This is a genomic window from Pantoea sp. EKM101V, from assembly GCF_011800325.1.
In the GTDB taxonomy this organism is placed as follows: domain Bacteria; phylum Pseudomonadota; class Gammaproteobacteria; order Enterobacterales; family Enterobacteriaceae; genus Pantoea; species Pantoea anthophila.
Genome location: NZ_JAALFP010000020.1, coordinates 20,333 through 40,930, shown reverse-complemented (window position 1 = coordinate 40,930; position 20,598 = coordinate 20,333). Strand labels below are relative to the sequence as shown.

The following is a 20,598-nucleotide window of genomic DNA, read 5'->3' as shown; positions in this document are numbered from 1 at the left end:
GGCCGGCCGGGGCTCACGCAGCTGGTGGTCACTTTCACCTCATCGCAGGGCATAAAGTGCACCGTGATCCCGCAGGTTTCCTGTCCCGTATAGTCCGGAACTGGCACAATTTTGCTATGATTTCGATTACTTTCGTCAATTTTCTTTTCCCAGGCCAGATACTTAGCCCTATCCTGGTACCCAGGGAAATCATCTGTGGACGCTTCGCCACTTTCCCAGTCGACTTTCACCTTCATTCCCGGCCGCCACTTCGCCGGCACACCATAGCAGCAGCCGCCCCCGCCGCCCTGATACGGCCCAATGATGTCTATCCCCGACTGACCGTCGACGCTGAAATGGTTGATTGCCCATCTGGTGTGGTTGATGGCAACGATGGTTCCACCACCGCCACTCCGGATTTCAGCCTTCGCCACAGGCTGACTGCAGCCCGCCAGCAGCAGGGCACCCGGTATCACGAGGTAAAATCGTATTTTCATTTTGCATTCCTTAGATGAATTAACACGGTACTGCGCCCTGCTTTGCCATGACTTTCAGGGATGACATGGCTGAGCATTACTGAAGGGGAATAAAGGTCAGGCTGGTGATTATTGCGGACAGACTTTGGGCTCCGGCATCTTAAGGGGCTCTTTGATCGGGTGTTCCGGGTGACCATAGTTGGCACAGCTGGTCGTCACTTTCACCTCATCACAGGGCAGAAAATGTAACGTGATCCCGCAGGTTTCCTGTTCCGTATAGTCCGGAACCGGTACTACTGCGCTGTGCTGCTTATTCTGGGCCTTAATTTTATCTCGCCATTCTCTGTATTTTTTTGAATCAGCGAATCCTGGAAACCCTTTTGTTGATGCTTCGCCAGTTTCCCAGTTCACCCTCACCGTCATACCCGGCCGCCACTTCGCCGGCACGCCATAGCAGCAGCCGCCCCCGCCGCCCTGATACGGCCCGATGATGTCTATTCCCGACTGACCGTCGACACTGAAATGGTTGATCGCCCATCTGGTGTGGTTGATGGCAACAATGGTTCCACCACCGCCACTCCGGGTTTCCGCATTCGCCGCCGGCTGGCTGCAGCCCGCCAGCAGCAGGGCACCCAGTACCACGAGGTAATGTCTTATTTTCATTTTACATTCCTTGTATGGCAGCCTCTCCGGAAGGCGAACTGCCTCATGAACCCACTTTCAGACTTCTGCTGAGGACCGTACGATCAGGTTCTTAATCACCCAATCCTCGCGCTCTTTATCCAGTATCATCCCTTTGGCGGTGGCTGAAAGCATGCCGATGAAACAGGCCGTAAACCGTTCAACCTGCGAAGCAAATCCCGTATCGGGAACGTCACGATAGCGAAGCATCAGCCTGGCATCGCAGATGCACATCAGAGCTTCAAACTGGCTATCGCTCAAAGCGATGTTCTGGCACTTCTCGTTGATGGCGGGCTGTGCTCCCTGCCCCATCAGCAATCCCGGCTTTTCGTCAAGATCCAGCCAACTCCAGAACAACGCCGGGCGCTGCAACTGAGCCTGCTGATCAGGTTCCAGAATATGAGAGAACAGATAAGGGAAAATACGGGCATCAAAGTATCTGAACAGCCCTGCACGTCCCTCATGTGTCGCATCGGTGCAGGCAGTTAACCATTCAGCCAGAGCAGTGAAAGGCCAGGGAGAACAGAGCACCATCAGCGGGGCCGTCTTTTGTACTTTCAGAGCCAGCTCATTGAACCACTGCTTCTGATGAGGATCGTTTAAAGAGATCCTGATCAACAGCGGCGACTCTTCAGTCAGGGCATCTTCCGGCAAGCCCTGGTAGAGAGACTCCCATACCAGAGGCGGTGAAAAATCCCGTAGTACAGGGATAATGGAAAAATCAATACCGCACTGGTCGAGAATAAAATCAAGGTGGGTCATTTTTATATCAGCGCAGGTTTGCTGAAGCAGATTCACCCAGTCGGTAACAGGGGTCGTATTCACTTATGCCTCCCTTGGCACAAAGCCCTGAGCCAGCCGCTGCGCCTTTTTCAGACACTCTTTGCACACGGACGAAGGCAATTCTGGCAGCGGATAATCTTCACTCGCCGGGCCCTGTAATTTATGTTGCCCTTTGAGGCTTAACAGGCCTGGACCATGCACGCTGATTTCGCCCTGTGGCGTGAGCTTGATGTAAGCGCCCCCGCAGGCAAGCGTGATCCCATTCTTTGCCGTCAGTTGCAGGTGCCCCTGGGTGGACTGCACCGTGACATCCTTCATCGATGTGAGCGACAGCGTATCCGCATGGGATTCCACCGCCAGCGGGCCTTTGGCAGAGACCAGACGCATACCTTCCTGATGAGCCAGAATAGAGATAGCCTGGCTGGCATTGACGGAGTAACGCTGCGCCGCGCTAAGATCAACCTCCCCCAGGCTTTGCAGATACAGGCCCTTGCCAGTGTGCAGCACTGCCGCTTCCGGCGTGACGGCAGCAATCCCTTTCGGCGCAGACATCAACAAAGTCGGTTCTTTAAGTTCACAGGCTCCTGAAACAAGCGCCTGAAGAGGTTGTGTATCCGGTGCACAGTTTTGGTGGGTTCTTGCAAGCCCTCCCCATTCTGCAACCTGATTTACCGCACCGTTTAACAGGCTGATCGCTTGCTCCATCGCCAGAACGTCGCCCTGCGCCTTCGCCTGCCCGTCCGCCGAGATAAAAATCCCCTTCTGCGCCCGTATCGCCCCCCAGCTGTCCGTCCTGAGCTCAAACCCCTCGCCGCGCTGCTGTTTCTCGCTGTCGACGAGATGCCCGAGATTGAGCTGACTCTTGCCGCCGTACTCCGTGCTGACCTTAATATGCTCTTTCCCGCGCTCATCATCGAGGCGGATTTTGTTGTTCGCAGGCGTCCGCAGGACGTTACGTCTGTAGTTGCGGATGGTGACGTGGTCGCCGTGCGCCGAGTCGTGCAGCACGCCGGCAATGTACGGCCGGTCCGGGTTACCGTCCTCAAAGCCAATCGCCACTTCGGTTCCTGCCAGCAGCGGCAGGTGCAGGCCATACGTATCCCCTGCGTACGGGCGGGACTGGCGCACCCAAAGGCTCTCAAATCCGGTCTCCCAGCTGTCACGGTCAAACAGCATATTGACGCGGTAACGACCGTCTTTGTCGATGTGGCCGTAGGTGTCATTTTCAGTGGTACTGGTGATGCGGGCCGGCAGCGTCCCGGCCATCACCGGACGTGAGCCAGGCTCAGGGCGGAAACCAAAATCGGTGTTATCAGGAATGCCGTCAAAATCAACGGCAAAGTCCTTGTCACGACGGGCATGCGTGCGCATCGCCGTGATGACCACACCCGCGCTGAACACCTCTGCCACTTCGTACCCGCCGGTGACTTTCAGCACCTGGCCCGGAAAGAGCGTTGGACAGCTGGTAATGCCCTGCGTCCGGGTCTGGCCATTCAGGTAGCGCTCATGACGAATGCGGGCATAAAACGCCCCGGACTCCGGGGCGGGATTGCGGTCGTATGCATCACCCCGGGTAAGGTAGTTGTCCCCCCAGTGGTAGGCATCGCCACAGGTAGTGCTGTCGCCCTGCGTCGCGTCCACCTGCGTGTTCATGTCTTCCGTGGCCTGACGGTAGTTGTAGTCACGGGTGCTGACCTGCTTCTGCACCACGTTGTGGTGGCACGCCATGCCCCAGACCGAATCCACCCCCTTTGAGTGCTGGCCCGACGGCGGGACTGACGGCAGGGTCAGGCCTTTCTCATACCCCTGCTGGCTGTCGTAAAACTCCACCACGTCGATGTTCAGACGCGTGTCGGTGGTGAAGCGAAACCAGATACCCACCTCACCCAGCAGGCGGGAGATAAAGTGCAGGTCGTCCTCACCGTACTGCATCACCTGCTCACGGCGCGGGTACTCTTTTGACAGCGAGAACAGAAAATCCTGCCCGCGCATGTTGTGACGCTCGCGCAGGATTTTTTCCACAATCTGCGGGACCGACATGTCCTGATAGATGGCGTTCTGGTGCGAACGGTCAAGCAGCGCCAGGCGTGGCCGGAGCGTCAGGGCATAATGGGTTTCATCTTTTGATGTGCTGAGGCGTTCAAAGCCGGTCACTACTCCCTGAAGGGTGCGCACGGCCTGCTGCACTCTGATGCCGCAACCCTGGTCCACCGGGGCCTGCAGCGTCAGCGAGCCGGTTTTCATCAGCATCATCTCTTTGCTGATGGCATGGTCAGAGCTTGTGAATTCAATGCGGTAGCTGAACGGTTTACTTAAGGCCTCATCGCCCTCAAAGGCCAGCACGTCAGGTTCCGCCGTACAGCCTTTGACCGCCAGCAGGTGGTGATTGTGGCTGAATCTGATCGGGGGATTGCTGCTCATACGTTCTCTCCCTCAGCCCGGTTAAAGTCCAGCGAGATACCGTCTTCGTCGCTCCAGCCGAGCGTCAGGGTGTGTGGTTTCTGCTTCGCGGCCATGTGGGTCAGCAGTTGCTGGCTCAGCACCGGCAGAATCTGCTGGTTGAGCAGGCTGTCGACGTTGCGTGCGCCGGTATCCGGCAGCAGGCAGGCGGCGGTCAGCGCGTCATACAGGCTGCCATCAATATGGGTGGTCAGGCCGTAGTGACGGTTCAGGCGCTTGCTGACCTGGTCGAGCTTCATTTCCACGATGATACGCATGGCCGCTTCGGCCAGCGGTCGATAGATCACGGTCTGGAAGCGGGCAAGCAGCGCCGGCTGGAAGTGGTCACGCAGGATCGGGCGCAGCAGTTCGTGCAGGTCGCTTTCGGTGGCCTCCGGCTGCTCATCCAGCAGCTGCATCAAAGGGTCGCTGCCGAGGTTCGAGGTCATCAGGATAACGGTATTACGGAAGTCGATTTCGCGGCCTTCGCCGTCGCGCATAAAGCCGCGGTCGAAGACCTGATAGAACAGATTCATCACCTCACGGTGTGCCTTTTCCACTTCGTCGAGCAGCACCACGCTGTAGGGACGCTTGCGTACTGCTTCGGTGAGGATGCCACCCTGGCCGTAGCCGACGTAGCCCGGCGGTGAGCCTTTCAGCTGCGACACCGTGTGCGGCTCCTGGTACTCGGACAGGTTAATGGTGATGAGTGACTTCTCGCCGCCGTACAGCACATCCGCCAGCGCCAGCGCGGTTTCAGTCTTACCGACGCCACTCGGGCCAACCAGCAGAAATACGCCCTGCGGACCGTCCCCGGACGTAAGGCCGGTTTTCGCCGCTCGCAGACGCCGGGCGATGGCAGTCAGCGCCACATCCTGGCCAACCACGCGTTTGCCGATTTCCTTCTCCAGGCTTAGGAGTTCGGTCTGTTCGTCTTTCATCAGCGAAGAGAGCGGCACGCCTGTCCAGTCGGCAATGACGGTGGCAACGGTGCGCACGTCCACATCGATCGAGAGCAGTGGATTGCTGTGCTGCATTCCGTTCAGTTGCTGTTGCAGCGCGTGAGTTTCGCCCTGACGGGAGAGGTCCTGGCGGCTTTGCAGCAACTGCTCTGCGACTTTCAGCTCCTGACCGTGCCGGGTTTCCAGCTCATCAAGTTTGAGGATCAGTTGTACTTCTTCCTGCCCGATAAGAGTCAGACGCTCGCTGTGGCTCTGACTGCCAAAAGCAATATCTTCCAGCAGTGCCTGCTTCTCCATTTCAAGCGAAGTAATCTGCGCGCGAATGCGGGTCAGCTGCTCCGGAACGGTATCAAGGCTCATGCGCACGCGGGCGGCGGCGGTGTCGAGCAAATCGACCGCTTTGTCCGGCAGCTGGCGACCGGTCAGATAACGGCGGGAGAGCGCGACCGCAGCACGGACCGCATCATCGGTGATATGCACATTGTGGTGCTCGGCATAGCGGGATTTGAGACCGCGCAGCATCAGGCAGGCGGTCTCATCATCCGGCTCGTCGACCTTCACCATCTGAAAGCGACGCTCCAGCGCGGCATCGCGCTCGAAGTACTGTTTGTACTCGCTCCAGGTAGTCGCGGCGAGGGTACGCAGTTCGCCACGCGCCAGTGCCGGTTTCAGCAGATTGGCCGCATCTGCGCCCCCCGCCTGATTACCGGCACCGATAATGGTGTGGGCTTCGTCGATAAACAGCAGAATCGGTAGCGGAGACTGCTGTACCGCGTCGATGACGTTTTTCAGACGCTGTTCGAACTCGCCTTTCACGCCCGCGCCCGCCTGCAGTAGACCCAAATCCAGGGTACGCAGAACAACCGGCCTGAGAGATTCCGGCACGTTACCTTCGGCTATACGCAGCGCCAGTCCTTCCACCAGCGCGGTTTTCCCCACGCCCGGTTCGCCCACCAGAATCGGGTTGTTCTTGCGACGGCGCGAGAGAATGTCCACCATCTGGCGGATTTCCGTATCACGGCCAAACACCGGGTCGATTTTGCCCTCTTTCGCTTTGGCGGTGACGTCGAGCGTAAATTTATCCAGCGCGTTCTGCAGCGCCGGGCTCAGCTCGCCTTCTTTCAGCTCGGCACCTACCGGACGGCCGACAAATTCCATCCCGCCGCTGTGGCTCTGCGCAAGTTCCGCTTCCTGCTGCAGTTCCGGGCGTTCGTCCGACTGTGCATCGAGCAGCGGACGCAGACGTTCCAGCTGACTCTGGCCCAGAGTCAGGAGTGGCCACAGCCCGTCACAGCGCACCAGTTTCTGTTTATCTGCCAGCGCCATCAGCAGATGAACGCTGCGGATTTGTTCCTCACCGTTCAGAGAAGCAATCAGCCAGGCTTGCTGCAGCAATGTCTGAATGGCGTCAGACAACTGCGGACGCTGGCGTACTGAGCGCGGCTGCTTATCCAGCCAGGCAAGCAAATCCTGCCAGATGGCGTCCATATTCCACTCATAGCGGCGGGCCAGCACGGTGAGATCGCCTTCCCCCTGCTCCAGCAGTTTCAGCAGCCAGTGCTCCGGCAGGATTTCAGCATGGGCGCGAATCAGACACAGGGAGGCTGCCCCTTCCATCGCGCGGGCGCAGTAAGGGTTGAGACGTCGAAGAAGGATTGCCGGGTTTTCCATATTTGCTTGCTCACTGTTGAGGACCGTTCAGGCACGCTACCGCCCCTGGCCGTTACCGAGGCCCATGAGGTCTGTTTCCGGGATGTGATGTTTTTTGCTGAGCGCCCGCACAGGCAGACGCTCAGCAAAAAGAGCGGACAGAGAAGCTCTGCCCGCTCGTGACTTATGCGGTGGCGCGTTCGTTCCAGGAGTCGGAATGAATGATGTTGCCGTCTTTGTAGGTCCAGGTGATTTTTTCGTAGCGCAGTTCAATCTGCTCAAGATGATTGTGCTTCTCGAAAGCCGGGTTTTTGATGTCGTGCATCACCGGGTTCACTTTCACGACTTTCACGTTCTCAAGCTTGGTGTTGAAGTACTCCACTTCCTGGCCCGCGTCGTTGATCCTGTACCATTTGAATTCAGCAGACTTGAGGGTCTGCCCGGTGGTCACTGCCTTGTACAGGTAGGGGCTGGAGGAGTCGATCTCCTTGGTAAACAGGAACGGGGTGTGAATACGGGTGCCGGTCAGCTTGCCGGTGTTGTTGTCGGTCGGGATGTAGAGGTTATGCTGCTGTGCAACCACTTCAATGCTGCCGTCTCGATCCTGAACGTCCACGGACCCTTTGATGTCCGCGCCGCCGTCGTCTTTCAGCCAGAGATAAACAGGAATTGCCATGAAATTACTCTCCATTGTGTAGTGATGCGTCATCATCCTGCGATGACGCCTGGGTGTGGCCCGGTATCTGACAGGCACTGGCCTGCGGTACCAGACTGATTTCGACACGGCGGTTGAGCGCACGCCCCTCCGGGGTGTCATTGGTAGCGATCGGACGGCTTGCGCCATAGCCCTGCACCGCAAAACAGCTTTCCGGTACGTCACCGGTGTCACGCATCCAGTCGCGTACCGCTGCGGCACGCTCAAGTGACAGCGTCTGATTCAGTTTTGGGTTACCGGTGTTGTCTGTATGGCCGGACACGACAATCAGCCAGCCCGGCTTCGCTTTGATGCCGACCAGTGAGTTCACCAGCATTCTGGTGGAGCCCGCTTTCAACGCAGATTTGCCGGAATCAAACAGCGACATGCTGTCGAGACGGATAATTTTGGGTACCGGTTCAGGTTCCGGCTGCGGTTCAGGCGGCGGCGGTGGCGGCACATACGAACGGATCGCCTCCAGCACCGGCATTCGCAGACGATCTCCCTGATAGAGACCCAGGCTCATCCGAGCCGGTACGCCATTGCGCGCCTGGTCATCCAGCTCTGCCGCATCGTCACGCAGGACAGTCACGGCATCGGCTTTGGGGCCGAAATCCTGCATCGGGATACGGTCATAGCGGGCAATATCGAAGCTCACACGCTGCAGCAGCTGGCGATTGTTCCAGCTACTGCTGAGCAGGGCAGCAACGGCGGCCAGCGTGAAAATCCCGAGCGCATAACGCCAGGCTCGCCCACGTGGCGTCAGGCCGCGTCCTTCAGGGAGCAGCGGCAGAATAAAATCCGGGAAGGGGGCAACCACCGTATTGTCCGTTCCCACCGGCTGCCAGCCCGCAACCTGCTGGATCGCAGTGTGACGGGCTAGCCATGCAGTCCAGGCAGATGTGGCCAGACTGCCGGCAAGGATCGGTCCCATTCCCCACAACACCGCAACAGGTGCGATGACCGGAACATCGGGATGCTCATCCATAAAGCGCGCAGTGACATGCTGCTGAAACCACGCTATCAGGCTGTTTATCAGCACCTGCTGCTGCATCGCTGGCGACCCACCGGTGGTGATCCATTCAGCGAGTGAACCCGGCGCTGAAGACGCCCGCCAGACCCTCACGCCTTCACCCGGGATAGCCGCCTGCCAGAGCAGATCATCCGTCATCGCGCTGCCAATCTGCCCCTTCAGAACCAGTGGCACACAATGACCCGTTTTTTTACGCAACTGGCTGATTTGCCAGCGCAGGGCCAGCAGACGACGGGTCAGCGCTTCGCTGTCGGCATGTTTCTGCGGACAGACGCTGACCATCACCGATAGCTGGCGACCCCAGTCAGGCCGCAGCGACAGAACCTGTTGAGCGACCTGAACCAGATCCTGATGATCCGCCACGCGGATCCAGCATCCCTGCGTAACAGTGAACACCGGTGACGGCTGTCGGCATGTCAGCGGCAGATCGCCACAGAACAGCACCACAGGCTGACGCCAGGAGGCTTCCGGGAGGTCATCCAGATGCAGGGTAACGTCATGCTCCGCACGACGACTGGCGACCTTGCGGAACGCCAGGATACCCCCCAGAACGGTAAGCAGAAGGAGCACGGAAACCAGTCGGGATACCGGCAGGAAATCCAGGCAGACCACGGCACTCAGCAGGGCGGCCCACAGTGCAAGCGCGCGCTGTTGTGCAGGACTCATTTCACGGCTCCCGGCAACAGGCTCTGCAGCATCTGATCCAGCCAGTGATCCAGTCCCCACCAGAGTGCGGCCACCACCACGACGCTCAGGCCGATACGCACGGGCCATGCGTCCAGCCAGCGCCCCATCCCCCGTCTGGCACCACTTTCTGCCAGAACCGGAAGCGTATTGGGATAGCTGAACGGTGAGACCCGTTCACTCAGTGCGCTGACAAGTTTCTGACGCTCCGGATCGTTCAGAGCACGAAAGCTGCCCAGGAATCCCAGCATCATGACCCGCTGGAAGCAGGTCAGGACGGCCCGTTCGGGCGATGGGTCACGCAGCACTGCGCGCATCCGATCGCACAGCGTGTCACCCGCGTCCATGGTGCCAAGGAAGTAACCCTGCAGGGGAATGCCATACCACTGCACACAGGCATCATCCTCCACACCGCGACCTTTGACCGCCTCATCAAGCAGCGCACACTGTGCCGTGAGAATATGCTGACAGCTGGCTTCATCAAGGTCGCTCGCTTTAAGTTCGCGCTGGACCCGTTCGACATCAGCAATGCAGCGCTCCCATAACATGCGCCCTTCTCCCTCCTGAAATATCGGGCCGTAACGCAGGCTGATCACCTGTAGCCAGGTATTCTGCAGGAGAGCATCAATATCGATAGATGTGGCAACACCGCGTTCAGGCTTACTCATGTTCTCAGTACCGCAAAGAGTTCAAGTTCAGGCTCGCCGAGCATGCCCGGCACGTAAAACATACAGGTGCCGCTCTGAAGCATTTCAGTGGCCAGAGGATGAGAAACATCAAGGCTGAAATACTGATTTTCCAGACGCAGCGGAATGGCGGCTGGCACATGACGCAAGGGCGTCAGAGGAATACCTACCCGCGACGAATTGACGATACTTCTGACATGATCAGGCGTGCCGACCTTACACTGGCGCGGGAACTGTTCCTGCAGTTGTCCCACCGGTATCGGTGAACGCACGGAGAGGTAGTAATCCGCCCCTTCACGCAGACGGGGGTCATGCAGACGAGCCTGCCAGACGTGAAGCCGGGGATCCTGTTCAAGCTCAATTGCCACCACCCGTGACGGCAGGCTGGCTTCCAGCAGATCACTCAGCAAATCAAACAGCGGCGGGAATACGTGATTCAGTTGCTCATGCTGCCAGGACGGAATCGCGCTCACCTGATGCTCCAGCGAGAAGGTCAGCAGACTGCCCGCCAGCCGCGCCAGTTCCGGGTACAGACGCTCCGGTGGACTTTGCGGGTGGCGCTGAAACTGACCCAGTACCGGCTCGGCACTGTTCAGGGCATTGAGCAGCCAGAAGAGTGACACGTCGGCTACGGCAAAATCCGCCATGCGCTCGTTACTTTCCCGGCGCATCGCCATCAGGCGACTCAGACGGGCGCGGAGCTGTGTCATCAGCTGCTCCAGCTGATTCACCAGCCAGCGGCTGCCCTGCAGAGCGAGCAACGGGGGCAGCCATGCATCATCGCGTGTCCAGCGGCCCTGCGAATCCTGCTGCAGGCGGGCGACCGGGCAGGTCAGGTAATCACTGTTGTTCTGATGAGCAAAACGCAGCGTCAGCGCGGGCTGCATCACCGCAATCTGACGGGTATCTTCCCCAAAGAGGTTGCGAACATCCCGCCAGCATTGACGATATCGAACCGGGCGATCGGCTACCTCATCAGGCTTAAGACAGTTGCCCCCATTTGCCCGCATCAGCGGAAGCGCCAGAACCACCCCGACATCCCGGGACTCCCCTTCAAGCGCCAGCACCGGTGGCAGGTCATCCCCCCTATTCGTGTCGACCAGCGTGCCGTCGGGAAAGCGGATGTGCAGATGACTGGCCTGCAGGCGGCCCAGTTTTAATGCGTCAGGTTCAAAAGTTGCCTCAATCACCCCCCAGGGATGGGAGAGCCCCAGTCGGGCGATGCATTCCGCTGACCAGGCCGCATACGCGGCCTGCTGCTGGAAGTGCTGGGGTGAGATCATCTGCCCCCGGCCCCATAACGGCTGTTCCGTTTTCATTGGCTTCCTGCCTTAGCTTACGATTTGGCCTTAGGCATCTGAGAAACCAGTGAGAGGTTGACGTCCATCCCTTCCACCTGGAAGTGCGGCACGGCATAGAGCTTCACGCGGAAGAAGCCGGGGTTATCCTCAATGTCTTCCACCACCACTCTGGCGTCCCGCAGCGGGTGAGAGGCCTGCAGCTCGTCGCCCGGGTCGGTCATTTCCGTGACCAGACTGCGCACCCAGGTATTCAGCTCCAGCTCCAGCAGACGACGGTCTTTGGTGGTACCGATGTTTTCACGCTGAATCAGCTTCAGATAGTGGGCAATACGCGACAGCAGGAAGATGTAGGGCAGACGTGCATTGATACGGCTGTTGGCCGTCGCATCTGCCGTATCATACAGCGCAGGTTTTTGAGTGGAGTTCGCCGAGAAAAAGCACGCATAGTCGCGGTTTTTGTAATATGACAGCGGAATGAAACCCAGGTTGGCAAATTCAAATTCGCGGGTTTCCGGGATCATGACCTCAGACGGAATTTTCACCTGATTGCCGGTGCCAAGGTCATACAGATGAATAGGCAGATCCTGAACCGCACCACCGGCCTGCGGGCCCCGAATCTGTACACACCAGCCGTTATTGATAAAACTGCGCACCATGTTTGCCGCAAAGGCAAAAGAGGCGTTGGTCCAGAGATATTTGTCGTGATCCGGGCCTTTCACTTCCTCAACATAATTGAAGCTGCGAACAGGCACGGTGTCCGGGCCATAGGGCAGACGGCCCAGCACACGCGGCATGACCAGACCGATGTAGCGGGAGTCATCCGTCTCGCGAAAGGATTTCCACTTGATGTACTCCGCGCGATCAAAGTAGTTACCGATATCCTTGATAGCAGCCACTTCTTCCATCGAATCTTTCAGGAAGAATTTCGGGCCAGCCGAGCCGATAAACGGCATATGTGCTGCGGCAGAGACTTTGGAGATGCTGCGCAGCAGCGCGACATCCTGCGCAGACGCATCAAACTCGTAAGCGGAAATCAGCGCGGCAATCGGTTCGCCACCCGGTGTATCATACTCTTCAATATAGGTTTGCTTATACAATCCGCTCTGGATGATTTCCGGGCTGTCTTCGAAGTCCTGACGCAGCTCTTCTTTTGACATATCCAGCAGTTCAACCTTCACGTTCTGACGGAAATCGGTTTTATCAACCAGTGATTTCACGCCGCGCCACAGGCTTTCCACTGCCTGGAATTCTTCGCTATGCATCACGGCATCAAGCTGGCGGCTGATCTGATAGTCCAGTTCTGCGATATGGTGGTCAATCAGGTTTTTGTCGAGCTTTTCGACTTTTGAGCCCGACTTTGTCAGGCATTCCAGAAACACCTGCATCCCGGCAGTCAGACGCTCATCCGCGGTCGCATCTGACATCGCCTGCGCGTCCTGCCAGATGTCCAGCGCACTCAGTTCAGACACCGGGTTCAGGTTGATTTTTTCAAACAGAGAGGCATATACCCCACCGGCAGCAGGACGTTCCAGCACGACACTCTCGCCACCCGCAGCATTCTCATTTTTTACAGACATCAGCATCTTCCTTATTAATCCGTTAAAGCATCGTGATCGTTATGGCTGTTTCGGGGCCAGGGCGGAGAGTTCGGCTCTGAGTTCTGCGCTCAATGCCGGATCGAGCAGAATCTTTTCCAGCTCTTTTCGGAATGCCTGGTTGTCCAGCAGGTTGGCTTTTAAATCGCGAAGTAAATTGCGCATGGAAAGCATGGCTTTCAGCTGGGGTATTTGCCGTGAAACCTGTTCCGGGGTGAAATCCTTCATGCTCTGGAATGTCAGCGTGATATTTTCCTCACTGCCATCACCGGCAAGTGTGTTTTTAACGGTCAGATTGACGTTTGGGGAATATTCGGAAAGCACTGCGTCAAAGTTATTTTTGTTGAGATTAACTTTCTTACGCTCAGACAGGGGTGCAGATTCCTGACCATGGCTGAAGTCACCTGCCACCAGTAATTTCAGGGGGAGTTCCGTTTTCTTGCTTGCGCCCCCCGTATGCAAATCGAGTTTCAAATTAATACGTGCCTTCGGCACTTCACTCTGGAAACTATCCGACATCTCACCATCCCTCAGATTATCGCTACATGGATTTTTCAGACTAAAGCTATAGACGCAAGATAATAGAATAATGATCGAGATAAGATCAAATATTAAGATCATTACACTAATTACTCAATTTATTAAGAATTTTCTGCTGAATTTTAATAGCGACAATTGTCATCACACCAGCGACTTGAGCCAGAAGTGAGCAATTAAATAAACATTTATGTCGTTGCAGTGAAAACGAACGAAAAATTGCTCGTAAATGGTTATGGCATTGATTTGAATCAATACAGCCACATTAAAAAGAGTCATTGACTGACAGAAGAACCATTCTGGAACAGAAAAAATAAAGGCGGGCAAAAACGCCGGACGTTATAACGCGGGCTGACAGGAGAAGCTGTGGAATATTCCTAAGAAATATGTTCAGAATGACATTGAGTTTTTATTAAGATAAAGCGTGTCTGATTTAATGCGATAATTGCAGGAACCGCTGGTGAGAATAGATTTAAACCCGCCCTCACAGCCAGCCAGCCAGCGCGGTGATTTTTGCCACCAGAAGATACCGATTCACGCACTCTTTAAAACGCGGCCGGATGTCATTTAAAACGTTTTTAAAACTGCCTTCAGCTCTGCGCCCGACGGCAGGCAGAGGGCGTCATGCCATAAACCTGGCGGAACCGATGGCTGAAATGCGCGGAAGAGTGAAAACCACACTGAAAGGCAATTTCGGTCAGTGTCAGATCGGGACGTGCCAGCAAAGCATATGCGCGTGCCATCCGACGCTGCATCACAAACTGGTGTGGCGCTGCGCCGGTGGTGTGCCGGAACATGCGGGCAAAGTGAAACTCGCTGAGCGCCGCTTCCTGGGCCAGCACCGCCAGGGTTAAAGGCTGGTCGAGATGCGTTTCAATAAAGTCCAGCACCCGCCGTAACACCGCCGGTGCCAGGCCGCCCCGCACCTGGGGCAGCTGCCACTGCACGTCGCTGTAGTGCTGCAACAGGTGGGTCAGCAGTAAGGTGGAGGCGCTGCTCAGCATCACCTGACTGGCAGGCTGCTGCCAGTCGCAGCTCAGCAGAAAGTGCCGGTAAAGCTGCGTGATACGGTCGTCAGCAGAAAAGATTTTCTCATGCAGGGTTAACTGTGCCGGGCTGCGATCCCATACCCGCTCAGCCAGTTGTCGCAGCTGCGTCTCACTGCAGTAGAGATGGACAAAGGCGAGATCGGCCCGCAGGTCCCAGGTCGACTCGGTGCCGGCAGGCATCAGACAGAAGCGATCCGGTGCCCCACCGTTGCGCCAGCCATGCGCAGTTTTGTGCCAGGTGTCATATCCCCCCGCGACATAGAGGCTCAGCGTGTGGTGATCGCTGAAGTTGGTGACACGATCGCCACTGTTAAACCAGGCGGCCAGCTGAATGCCGCTGTGAAGCTGCACCTGATCACGCAGTTGTGCTTTATGGCGCTGCAGCATTTCAAAAGTCTGATAAACAGGCATCGGGGTCGCATTTCAGGTTGAACAGAGCGCCAGTTTACGGACAACGCGGGACAGAAAACAGGTCACATCGGGACGACACAGAAAAATGCGCAAGATTTTGCAAACTCCGCGCAATCCGCTGTAAGACCTGATTGCCGTACCGGTGCAGACTCCGCGTTTTAACGTGGAGATTCAGGCCATGAACCTGTTTTTATATCTTTCTGTGGTGGTGATCTGGGGCACAACCTGGATTGCGATTTATGCGCAACAGTCTGCGGGCGCCAGCGCGGTGACCGTCGCGGTTTTCTGGCGTTTTTTACTGGCCTCGGTGGTGATGCTGCTTCTGCTTAAGCTGATGAAGCGGCTGGATAAGCTGACCCTGCGCGATCATCTCTTCTGCCTGCTGCAGGGCTGCTGCGTGTTTGGCTTCAATTTTGTCTGTTTCTATTACGCTTCGGGATATATCAGCAGTGGTCTGGAGTCGGTCATCTTCTCCATGGCGGTGATCTATAACGCCATTAACAGCTGGATATTTTTCCGTCAGCGCCCTTCTGCGCGACTGCTTCCGGCTATGGTGCTGGGTATGGCAGGCATTGTGGCGCTGTTCTGGCACGATCTGCGCAACACAGAGACCTCTGCGGGCCTGCTATGGGGCATTGGATTAAGTGCGCTGGGCACGCTGGGATTCTCATTCGGCAATATGATCAGTCAGCGGCATCAGCGTCTGCATCGTGACGTGCTGACCACCAACAGCTATGGCATGTTGTACGGCGCGTTAATGATGGCGCTGGTTTCACTGCTTCAGGGTGTTTCTCTGCAGCCGACGTGGAACGCGCAGTGGACAGGCGCGGTAAGCTATCTGGCGATTGTGGGATCGGTGATGGGGTTTGGTGCGTACTTTACGCTGGTGGGTCGCATCGGTGCCAGCCGGGCGGCCTATACGACGGTGCTGTTTCCGCTGGTCGCGCTGGCACTGTCAACCCGCTATGAGGGATATGAGTGGCACGCCAGTGCCATCCCTGGCCTTGTCATGATTTTGCTGGGCAATGTCGTGATGTTTGCCCGCTGGCCGCTCAGCGTTAGCCGGGCGACCGTCTGACAGAGATGCGGGCGTAGTGCCCGCATGGGCTGGCTGTTATGCCCACGACTGCGGGAGGAGTTGCTGCGGCTGATTGATCGCTTTGCGCGCAATCCAGTAGAGCAGAACACGCTCATCGTCACTGTCACGGTCAGCCATCGACAGCAGCTTGAGTGCCAGCGTCGATTTCGTCACAGGCTGCTGTTCTGTACTGAGTTCAACCACGGCCTGACCGATGATGCAGCAGACTTCGTCTTCACTGGTAGTGGATTCATATGTCCGGTCTTTCATATTTCCTCCTGTTGAGTGAACCCCTATCCTGGCAAAAGATCCAGAAACCTGCTTACAGAAACAGCAGTGTGAAACATTATCTTACCGCTCATTACGCTTACTCATCAGGTTGCCGCTTTGGTTACCTTCAGCGCGACCTCAAAGAGAGTGCACAATGCCATTCATACCCGCTGGATGGCATTTCATTCCCTGATCCGTTCCGTTCATGCGTTTGCTACGCCTGCGCGCGCGTTACTGCTTTATTCTGACCGCAGTTTCCAGATTCCCGGACGGGAGAGATAAATGATGAACCAGACGCAGCAGGCTTCATACCAGCGTTCCCGCTGGCTTACATTGTTCGGCACCGTAATCACTCAGTTCGCGCTGGGGTCAGTCTACACATGGAGTCTTTTCAACGGCCAGCTCTCCCACAAGCTGAATGCACCGATCAGTCAGGTGGCTTTTTCGTTTGGCCTGCTGAGTCTGGGGCTGGCAATTGCCTCGTCACTGGCCGGTAAATTACAGGAACGTTTTGGCGTACGCCGCGTCACGATCGGAGCCGGTGTGCTAATGGCGGTCGGCTTCTGGCTGACCGCGCAGGCTGATAACCTGATGATGCTCTATTTCAGCGCCGGGTTGCTGGTGGGTCTGGCCGATGGGGCGGGTTACCTGATGACGCTGTCAAACTGCGTGAAGTGGTTCCCGGAGCGCAAAGGGATGATCTCTGCCTGTGCCATTGGCGCATATGGCCTGGGCAGTCTTGGATTCAAGTTCATCTGCGGCGCTCTGCTGGCCTCGGTGGGTCTGGAGCAGACCTTTATGATCTGGGGCGTGCTGGCCATGTCGATGATTATCCTGGGGGCTTTGCTGATGCGCGATGCGCCTCTGCAGGAAAACAGCAGCAGCCAGCGAGGTCAGCAACAGGCGCGTGATTATACGCTGGCACAATCGGTGCGTATGCCGCAGTACTGGATGCTGGCGCTGATGTTCCTGACCGCCTGCATGAGTGGTCTCTATGTTATCGGGGTGGCTAAAGACATCGGTGAAGGCCTGGTGCATCTGACCACCCAGACTGCCGCCAGTGCCGTCACCGTGATCGCCATCGCTAACCTGAGCGGCCGTCTGGTGCTGGGCGTGCTGTCCGACCGGATGATGCGCATCCGGGTGATTTCGCTGGCGCAGATCGTGTCGCTGATCGGGATGAGCGTGCTGCTTTTCACCCGGATGAATGAGAGCACTTTCTTCCTGTCACTCGCCTGTGTGGCCTTCAGCTTTGGCGGAACCATCACGGTATTTCCTTCGCTGGTCAGTGACTTCTTCGGCCTTAATAACCTGACCAAAAACTATGGCCTGCTCTATCTCGGCTTTGGCATCGGCAGCGTACTGGGCTCACTGGTTGCCTCACTGTTTGGCGGTTTCACGGTGACATTCAGCCTGATTATGACGCTGCTGGTCATCTCCCTGTTCCTGTCACTCACTATCCGTCTGCCACAGCGTACGGTTGCGCCAGCACCGGTATTGCAGCGCCACTGATCCTGTCGGGCCGTGTTGCCACGGCCCAATCATCCTCAGCCGCGGAAACGCGGCTCTGCCACACCCGCCACGGCCACGTCCACAGCAAAGAGATCGCCCGACAGGGGATAGCGCGCCAGCTCCTCCTCCGTTCGATCTTCCCGTGAGCTGGTGATAAACAGCGTTTTAAGGTCGGCGCCGCCAAAGGCCACCATGGTTGGCCACTTCACCGGCAGCAGGATCTCATCGACGATTTCACTGCTCTGCGGGTCGATACGCACCACACGTCCGCCATCGAACTGGGCTGACCAGTAAAACCCTTCGCTATCCACCGCAGCACCATCCGGTAGTCCCCCCTTCGCATCGAAGCGCCGGAATACCGTACGCTCGCCCGGTTCACCCTGCTCATCTAAAGGATAGCGATAGAGGGTCTCGTTCGGCGTGTCACTGTGATACATCCAGCGCCGATCGGGGGAGAAAGCCAGCCCGTTAGAGATTTTGATGTCGCGCGCTTTCACCTCCAGCGTCAGGTCGGGCGTGACGCGGCAAAGCAGGCCGCCATTTTTATCCTGCGGCTCCCACAGGCTGCCACACCAGAAATTGCCCCAGGGATCGACGCGTCCATCATTGAACCGGCTTAACGGCGCGTCACCCGGATTTTCGGCAATCTTTTTTTCAGGCCGGCCCTGTGCGTCCAGCAGCCAGACACCATTACGCAAGGCGGCGATCAGTCCACCCTGCTCGCGCAGACCAATGCAGCCTACCTCTTCCGCCTGCGGAAAAGTCTGCAGTTCACCGCTGGCCGGGTCGAAACGGTGAATCGCCGGTGCCAGAATATCAACACTCCACAACACCTGTTCTTCCACTGACCAGAGCGGACATTCGCCCAGCTCAGCCTGTAATGCCAGAATATGTCTTACTTCATGTGCCATGTTTTTCTCCCGTTAAACTGACCTGCTAATAATGTAGTGATAAAAACGGTCAGATGAGAATTATTTTCGCTTGATTTTAAGAAGATTCTCTCTGATAGTGTTTATTATTCAGCCCATTCTGATTTCTTTATTTTCAGCCGCCGCAGAAAAGACCGCGCTGAAATATTCCGTCATATCTGTTTAACTAACTCTACAAAGCCTGCATTCTCACTCCACTTTTCCGTCGTAATGTCATAGTCATTGGAAAAGAGGAGACGCTTCCGATGAAGAGATTAATTAAAGTCGCTTCGGTGGTAACGCTGATGACCTTATTAAGCGGTTGTATCATCAGCCCGAGGCACGACAACGGCTGGCACCATGGAGGTGGCGGGTATCACGGAGGCTATTACGGAGGTCATCACGGAGGGTATCATGGCGGTCACCATCGCCATTAACGGGCAAAGATGTCACACAGCATAAAATAAAAATATAAAATCGTCAGGGCGGGATAATTATCCCGCCCTTTTTTATTTAGCTTTTTATAGCGTAATTACACTGGAACCACGCTTTCTTCAGCCCCGGAATATGACTTTCCTGTGCCGGCAGCGCCTCCACTTTATCAAATCCTTTGTTGCTGCAGTAATTCGCCAGGTCAATATCCATCGCATCACGATTGACCTTCAGCGGGTCAAACCGATACTGAACGGTATTTGAGCTGGGATCTTCGTCAACACGTTCAAATGCCCCGGGTTTGCTGGAGGTACATCCACTCAGCAGAATAAGCGCCAGTGCGCCGGTAATTAATTTTTTCATTTCGTTGTCCTCACTTTGCCGCGCAGTGTATGACGCGGCCTGTCACGCATCCATAGGATTAATGCGCGAAAAATCGAAACCTTAGAAGATTTTGCCAATTAATGCGATACGATTAAACGGCTAGCACTATCGTACCAGACATGACAGGATGCAGTCAGACCCAACGAAAGACTGCACCACACCAGGAAATCCCAAAATAAGAATCTGTTCCTCTCTTCCCTGCCCGCGCTTAGCGGGCTTTTTTTTGCCCGCTTCCGGCCATCCGTTACTGACCGGTCAGGGCAATCATTCTACGTAACAGATTAGCGGCGCGCTTGTCAGGTAATGCCAGAATGGCACTGTAGAGATCGATAGACATGGCACACAGCGATGAACGGTCTACCGCCGTGTCGGCAGGCATATTCAGCTGCTGCAGCTTTTCGCCCCACTGCTGATAGAGGCGACCGACGATGTTCTGCAGATCCGCCTGTGCCAGCGGCTTATCCAGTGGCTGATCGGGCGGAGGACTGTTCAGCAGCAGCTGTTCCATCGCATCCGCCTCCTTGCGATTCAGGGAAGGTGGCAGCGTGGTCAGCAAATTGATGCCTCCGCTCACCTGCGGATAGAGATAACGGAAGCAGAGGCCCGGGTCGAGTCTGTTCAGCGCCTTCATCTCTTCGACTGAGACGCGGATATAGTTAACAACCGCCTGATCCGTTCCGCGCATCAGCCGCTGATTAATCACCTCGATCAGCCAGCCGCGCAGTTCGCCCGTCGCCTGCTCAGCCGGTTCTCCGGCCCGGATGCGGCGGGTCAGTTCCTGGGTCAGCAGCAGCCACAGCGCCGGTTCCTGCGTCTGCAGCACCCGGTAGCCCGGCATTGTTGCCAGCTGCTTCACCGCCTGCTCATGCTGGCTGGCCTGCAACCGATGCGGGGCGACCCAGCTGAACCAGACCAGATTCGCCAGTATCAGCGGCAGCAGAAAGAGAACCAGCCCCTGCCACAAACGCAGCCGGGTCGTTTTGATCAGAACAATAATGATCAGCGCCAGCAGCGCAAACGCCGCCAGCGTAATAAAAAGCAGCCCATTCATGCG

Annotated in this window: 18 protein-coding genes; 2 read left to right on the top strand and 16 right to left on the bottom strand. The window is 56.6% G+C overall.

Going from position 1 to position 20,598, the window contains the following annotated elements; genetic code table 11:
• The 12 genes from HFD92_RS21040 to HFD92_RS20985 form a co-directional block, all read right to left on the bottom strand.
• Positions 1 to 476, bottom strand: a 476-nt coding sequence (locus HFD92_RS21040; protein ID WP_167429647.1) for a DUF3304 domain-containing protein, incomplete at its 3' end; no start/stop codon positions are given.
• A gap of 108 nt (positions 477 to 584) precedes the next feature.
• Entirely contained in the window at positions 585 to 1,118 is a 534-nt protein-coding gene (locus HFD92_RS21035; RefSeq protein WP_167429646.1) for a DUF3304 domain-containing protein, read from the bottom strand.
• 57 nt (positions 1,119 to 1,175) lie between these two features.
• The gene (locus HFD92_RS21030) at positions 1,176 to 1,961 is read right to left on the bottom strand and encodes a DUF4123 domain-containing protein (RefSeq protein WP_167429645.1); all 786 of its coding nucleotides are present in this window, start codon (positions 1,959 to 1,961) and stop codon (positions 1,176 to 1,178) included.
• Positions 1,962 to 4,340, bottom strand: coding sequence for a type VI secretion system Vgr family protein (locus HFD92_RS21025; protein WP_167429644.1), 2,379 nt, complete (start codon positions 4,338 to 4,340; stop codon positions 1,962 to 1,964).
• Positions 4,337 to 6,991 carry a type VI secretion system ATPase TssH gene (gene tssH / locus HFD92_RS21020; protein WP_167429643.1) on the bottom strand — a complete coding sequence of 885 codons (2,655 nt, stop codon included), beginning with the start codon at positions 6,989 to 6,991 and terminating at the stop codon, positions 4,337 to 4,339. The genes HFD92_RS21025 and tssH overlap by 4 nt, the downstream gene beginning before the upstream one ends.
• A gap of 163 nt (positions 6,992 to 7,154) precedes the next feature.
• A complete protein-coding gene (gene hcp, locus HFD92_RS21015) occupies positions 7,155 to 7,646 on the bottom strand; it encodes a type VI secretion system effector Hcp (RefSeq protein WP_167429642.1) in 492 nt (163 codons plus the stop codon).
• A 4-nt stretch (positions 7,647 to 7,650) separates the two neighbouring features.
• Positions 7,651 to 9,363: an OmpA family protein gene (locus HFD92_RS21010; RefSeq protein WP_167429641.1), complete on the bottom strand. Its 1,713-nt coding sequence runs from the start codon at positions 9,361 to 9,363 to the stop codon at positions 7,651 to 7,653.
• Entirely contained in the window at positions 9,360 to 10,049 is a 690-nt protein-coding gene (gene tssL / locus HFD92_RS21005) for a type VI secretion system protein TssL, short form (protein WP_167429640.1), read from the bottom strand. Before tssL ends, HFD92_RS21010 begins: the two co-directional genes overlap by 4 nt.
• The gene (gene tssK, locus HFD92_RS21000; RefSeq protein ID WP_167429639.1) at positions 10,046 to 11,386 is read right to left on the bottom strand and encodes a type VI secretion system baseplate subunit TssK; all 1,341 of its coding nucleotides are present in this window, start codon (positions 11,384 to 11,386) and stop codon (positions 10,046 to 10,048) included. Before tssK ends, tssL begins: the two co-directional genes overlap by 4 nt.
• A gap of 17 nt (positions 11,387 to 11,403) precedes the next feature.
• Positions 11,404 to 12,951: a type VI secretion system contractile sheath large subunit gene (gene tssC, locus HFD92_RS20995; RefSeq protein ID WP_167429638.1), complete on the bottom strand. Its 1,548-nt coding sequence runs from the start codon at positions 12,949 to 12,951 to the stop codon at positions 11,404 to 11,406.
• Positions 12,952 to 12,984: 33 nt separating this feature from the next.
• Complete coding sequence (tssB, locus tag HFD92_RS20990; RefSeq protein ID WP_140029675.1) at positions 12,985 to 13,482, bottom strand: type VI secretion system contractile sheath small subunit; 498 nt, start codon at positions 13,480 to 13,482, stop codon at positions 12,985 to 12,987.
• A 608-nt stretch (positions 13,483 to 14,090) separates the two neighbouring features.
• Positions 14,091 to 14,960 (bottom strand): helix-turn-helix domain-containing protein, encoded by an 870-nt coding sequence (locus tag HFD92_RS20985; protein ID WP_167429637.1) that lies wholly within the window; start codon positions 14,958 to 14,960, stop codon positions 14,091 to 14,093.
• 178 nt (positions 14,961 to 15,138) lie between these two features.
• Here HFD92_RS20985 and HFD92_RS20980 point away from each other — a divergent pair, with 178 nt between their 5' ends.
• The gene (locus tag HFD92_RS20980; RefSeq protein ID WP_167429636.1) at positions 15,139 to 16,038 is read left to right on the top strand and encodes a DMT family transporter; all 900 of its coding nucleotides are present in this window, start codon (positions 15,139 to 15,141) and stop codon (positions 16,036 to 16,038) included.
• 36 nt (positions 16,039 to 16,074) lie between these two features.
• Here HFD92_RS20980 and HFD92_RS20975 read toward each other — a convergent pair whose 3' ends face one another.
• Positions 16,075 to 16,308: a hypothetical protein gene (locus tag HFD92_RS20975; RefSeq protein WP_058958160.1), complete on the bottom strand. Its 234-nt coding sequence runs from the start codon at positions 16,306 to 16,308 to the stop codon at positions 16,075 to 16,077.
• A gap of 285 nt (positions 16,309 to 16,593) precedes the next feature.
• Between HFD92_RS20975 and HFD92_RS20970 the strand changes: the two genes are divergently transcribed.
• On the top strand, positions 16,594 to 17,820 hold the full coding sequence (locus tag HFD92_RS20970; protein WP_033736497.1) for an OFA family MFS transporter: 1,227 nt from the start codon (positions 16,594 to 16,596) through the stop codon (positions 17,818 to 17,820).
• A gap of 35 nt (positions 17,821 to 17,855) precedes the next feature.
• Here the strand turns inward: HFD92_RS20970 and HFD92_RS20965 are convergent, their stop codons facing one another.
• The 3 genes from HFD92_RS20965 to HFD92_RS20955 all read right to left on the bottom strand — a co-directional run bounded on the left by HFD92_RS20965 (position 17,856) and on the right by HFD92_RS20955 (position 20,595).
• On the bottom strand, positions 17,856 to 18,731 hold the full coding sequence (locus tag HFD92_RS20965; protein ID WP_009088893.1) for an SMP-30/gluconolactonase/LRE family protein: 876 nt from the start codon (positions 18,729 to 18,731) through the stop codon (positions 17,856 to 17,858).
• Positions 18,732 to 19,241: 510 nt separating this feature from the next.
• Positions 19,242 to 19,523 (bottom strand): lipoprotein, encoded by a 282-nt coding sequence (locus HFD92_RS20960; protein ID WP_009088892.1) that lies wholly within the window; start codon positions 19,521 to 19,523, stop codon positions 19,242 to 19,244.
• Between the two features lie 265 nt (positions 19,524 to 19,788).
• Complete coding sequence (locus HFD92_RS20955) at positions 19,789 to 20,595, bottom strand: hypothetical protein (protein ID WP_009088891.1); 807 nt, start codon at positions 20,593 to 20,595, stop codon at positions 19,789 to 19,791.
• Between the last annotated feature and the right edge of the window lie 3 nt (positions 20,596 to 20,598).

Bases quoted from the DNA above. Each gene is read 5' to 3' on its own strand.
- HFD92_RS21035 (WP_167429646.1), bottom strand. From the start codon at position 1,118: ATGAAAATAAGACATTACCTCGTGGTACTGGGTGCCCTGCTGCTGGCG.
- HFD92_RS21025 (WP_167429644.1), bottom strand. From the start codon at position 4,340: ATGAGCAGCAATCCCCCGATCAGATTCAGCCACAATCACCACCTGCTG.
- tssH (WP_167429643.1), bottom strand. From the start codon at position 6,991: ATGGAAAACCCGGCAATCCTTCTTCGACGTCTCAACCCTTACTGCGCC.
- hcp (WP_167429642.1), bottom strand. From the start codon at position 7,646: ATGGCAATTCCTGTTTATCTCTGGCTGAAAGACGACGGCGGCGCGGAC.
- HFD92_RS21010 (WP_167429641.1), bottom strand. From the start codon at position 9,363: ATGAGTCCTGCACAACAGCGCGCGCTTGCACTGTGGGCCGCCCTGCTG.
- tssL (WP_167429640.1), bottom strand. From the start codon at position 10,049: ATGAGTAAGCCTGAACGCGGTGTTGCCACATCTATCGATATTGATGCT.
- tssK (WP_167429639.1), bottom strand. From the start codon at position 11,386: ATGAAAACGGAACAGCCGTTATGGGGCCGGGGGCAGATGATCTCACCC.
- tssC (WP_167429638.1), bottom strand. From the start codon at position 12,951: ATGCTGATGTCTGTAAAAAATGAGAATGCTGCGGGTGGCGAGAGTGTC.
- tssB (WP_140029675.1), bottom strand. From the start codon at position 13,482: ATGTCGGATAGTTTCCAGAGTGAAGTGCCGAAGGCACGTATTAATTTG.
- HFD92_RS20985 (WP_167429637.1), bottom strand. From the start codon at position 14,960: ATGCCTGTTTATCAGACTTTTGAAATGCTGCAGCGCCATAAAGCACAA.
- HFD92_RS20980 (WP_167429636.1), top strand. From the start codon at position 15,139: ATGAACCTGTTTTTATATCTTTCTGTGGTGGTGATCTGGGGCACAACC.
- HFD92_RS20975 (WP_058958160.1), bottom strand. From the start codon at position 16,308: ATGAAAGACCGGACATATGAATCCACTACCAGTGAAGACGAAGTCTGC.
- HFD92_RS20970 (WP_033736497.1), top strand. From the start codon at position 16,594: ATGAACCAGACGCAGCAGGCTTCATACCAGCGTTCCCGCTGGCTTACA.
- HFD92_RS20965 (WP_009088893.1), bottom strand. From the start codon at position 18,731: ATGGCACATGAAGTAAGACATATTCTGGCATTACAGGCTGAGCTGGGC.
- HFD92_RS20960 (WP_009088892.1), bottom strand. From the start codon at position 19,523: ATGAAAAAATTAATTACCGGCGCACTGGCGCTTATTCTGCTGAGTGGA.
- HFD92_RS20955 (WP_009088891.1), bottom strand. From the start codon at position 20,595: ATGAATGGGCTGCTTTTTATTACGCTGGCGGCGTTTGCGCTGCTGGCG.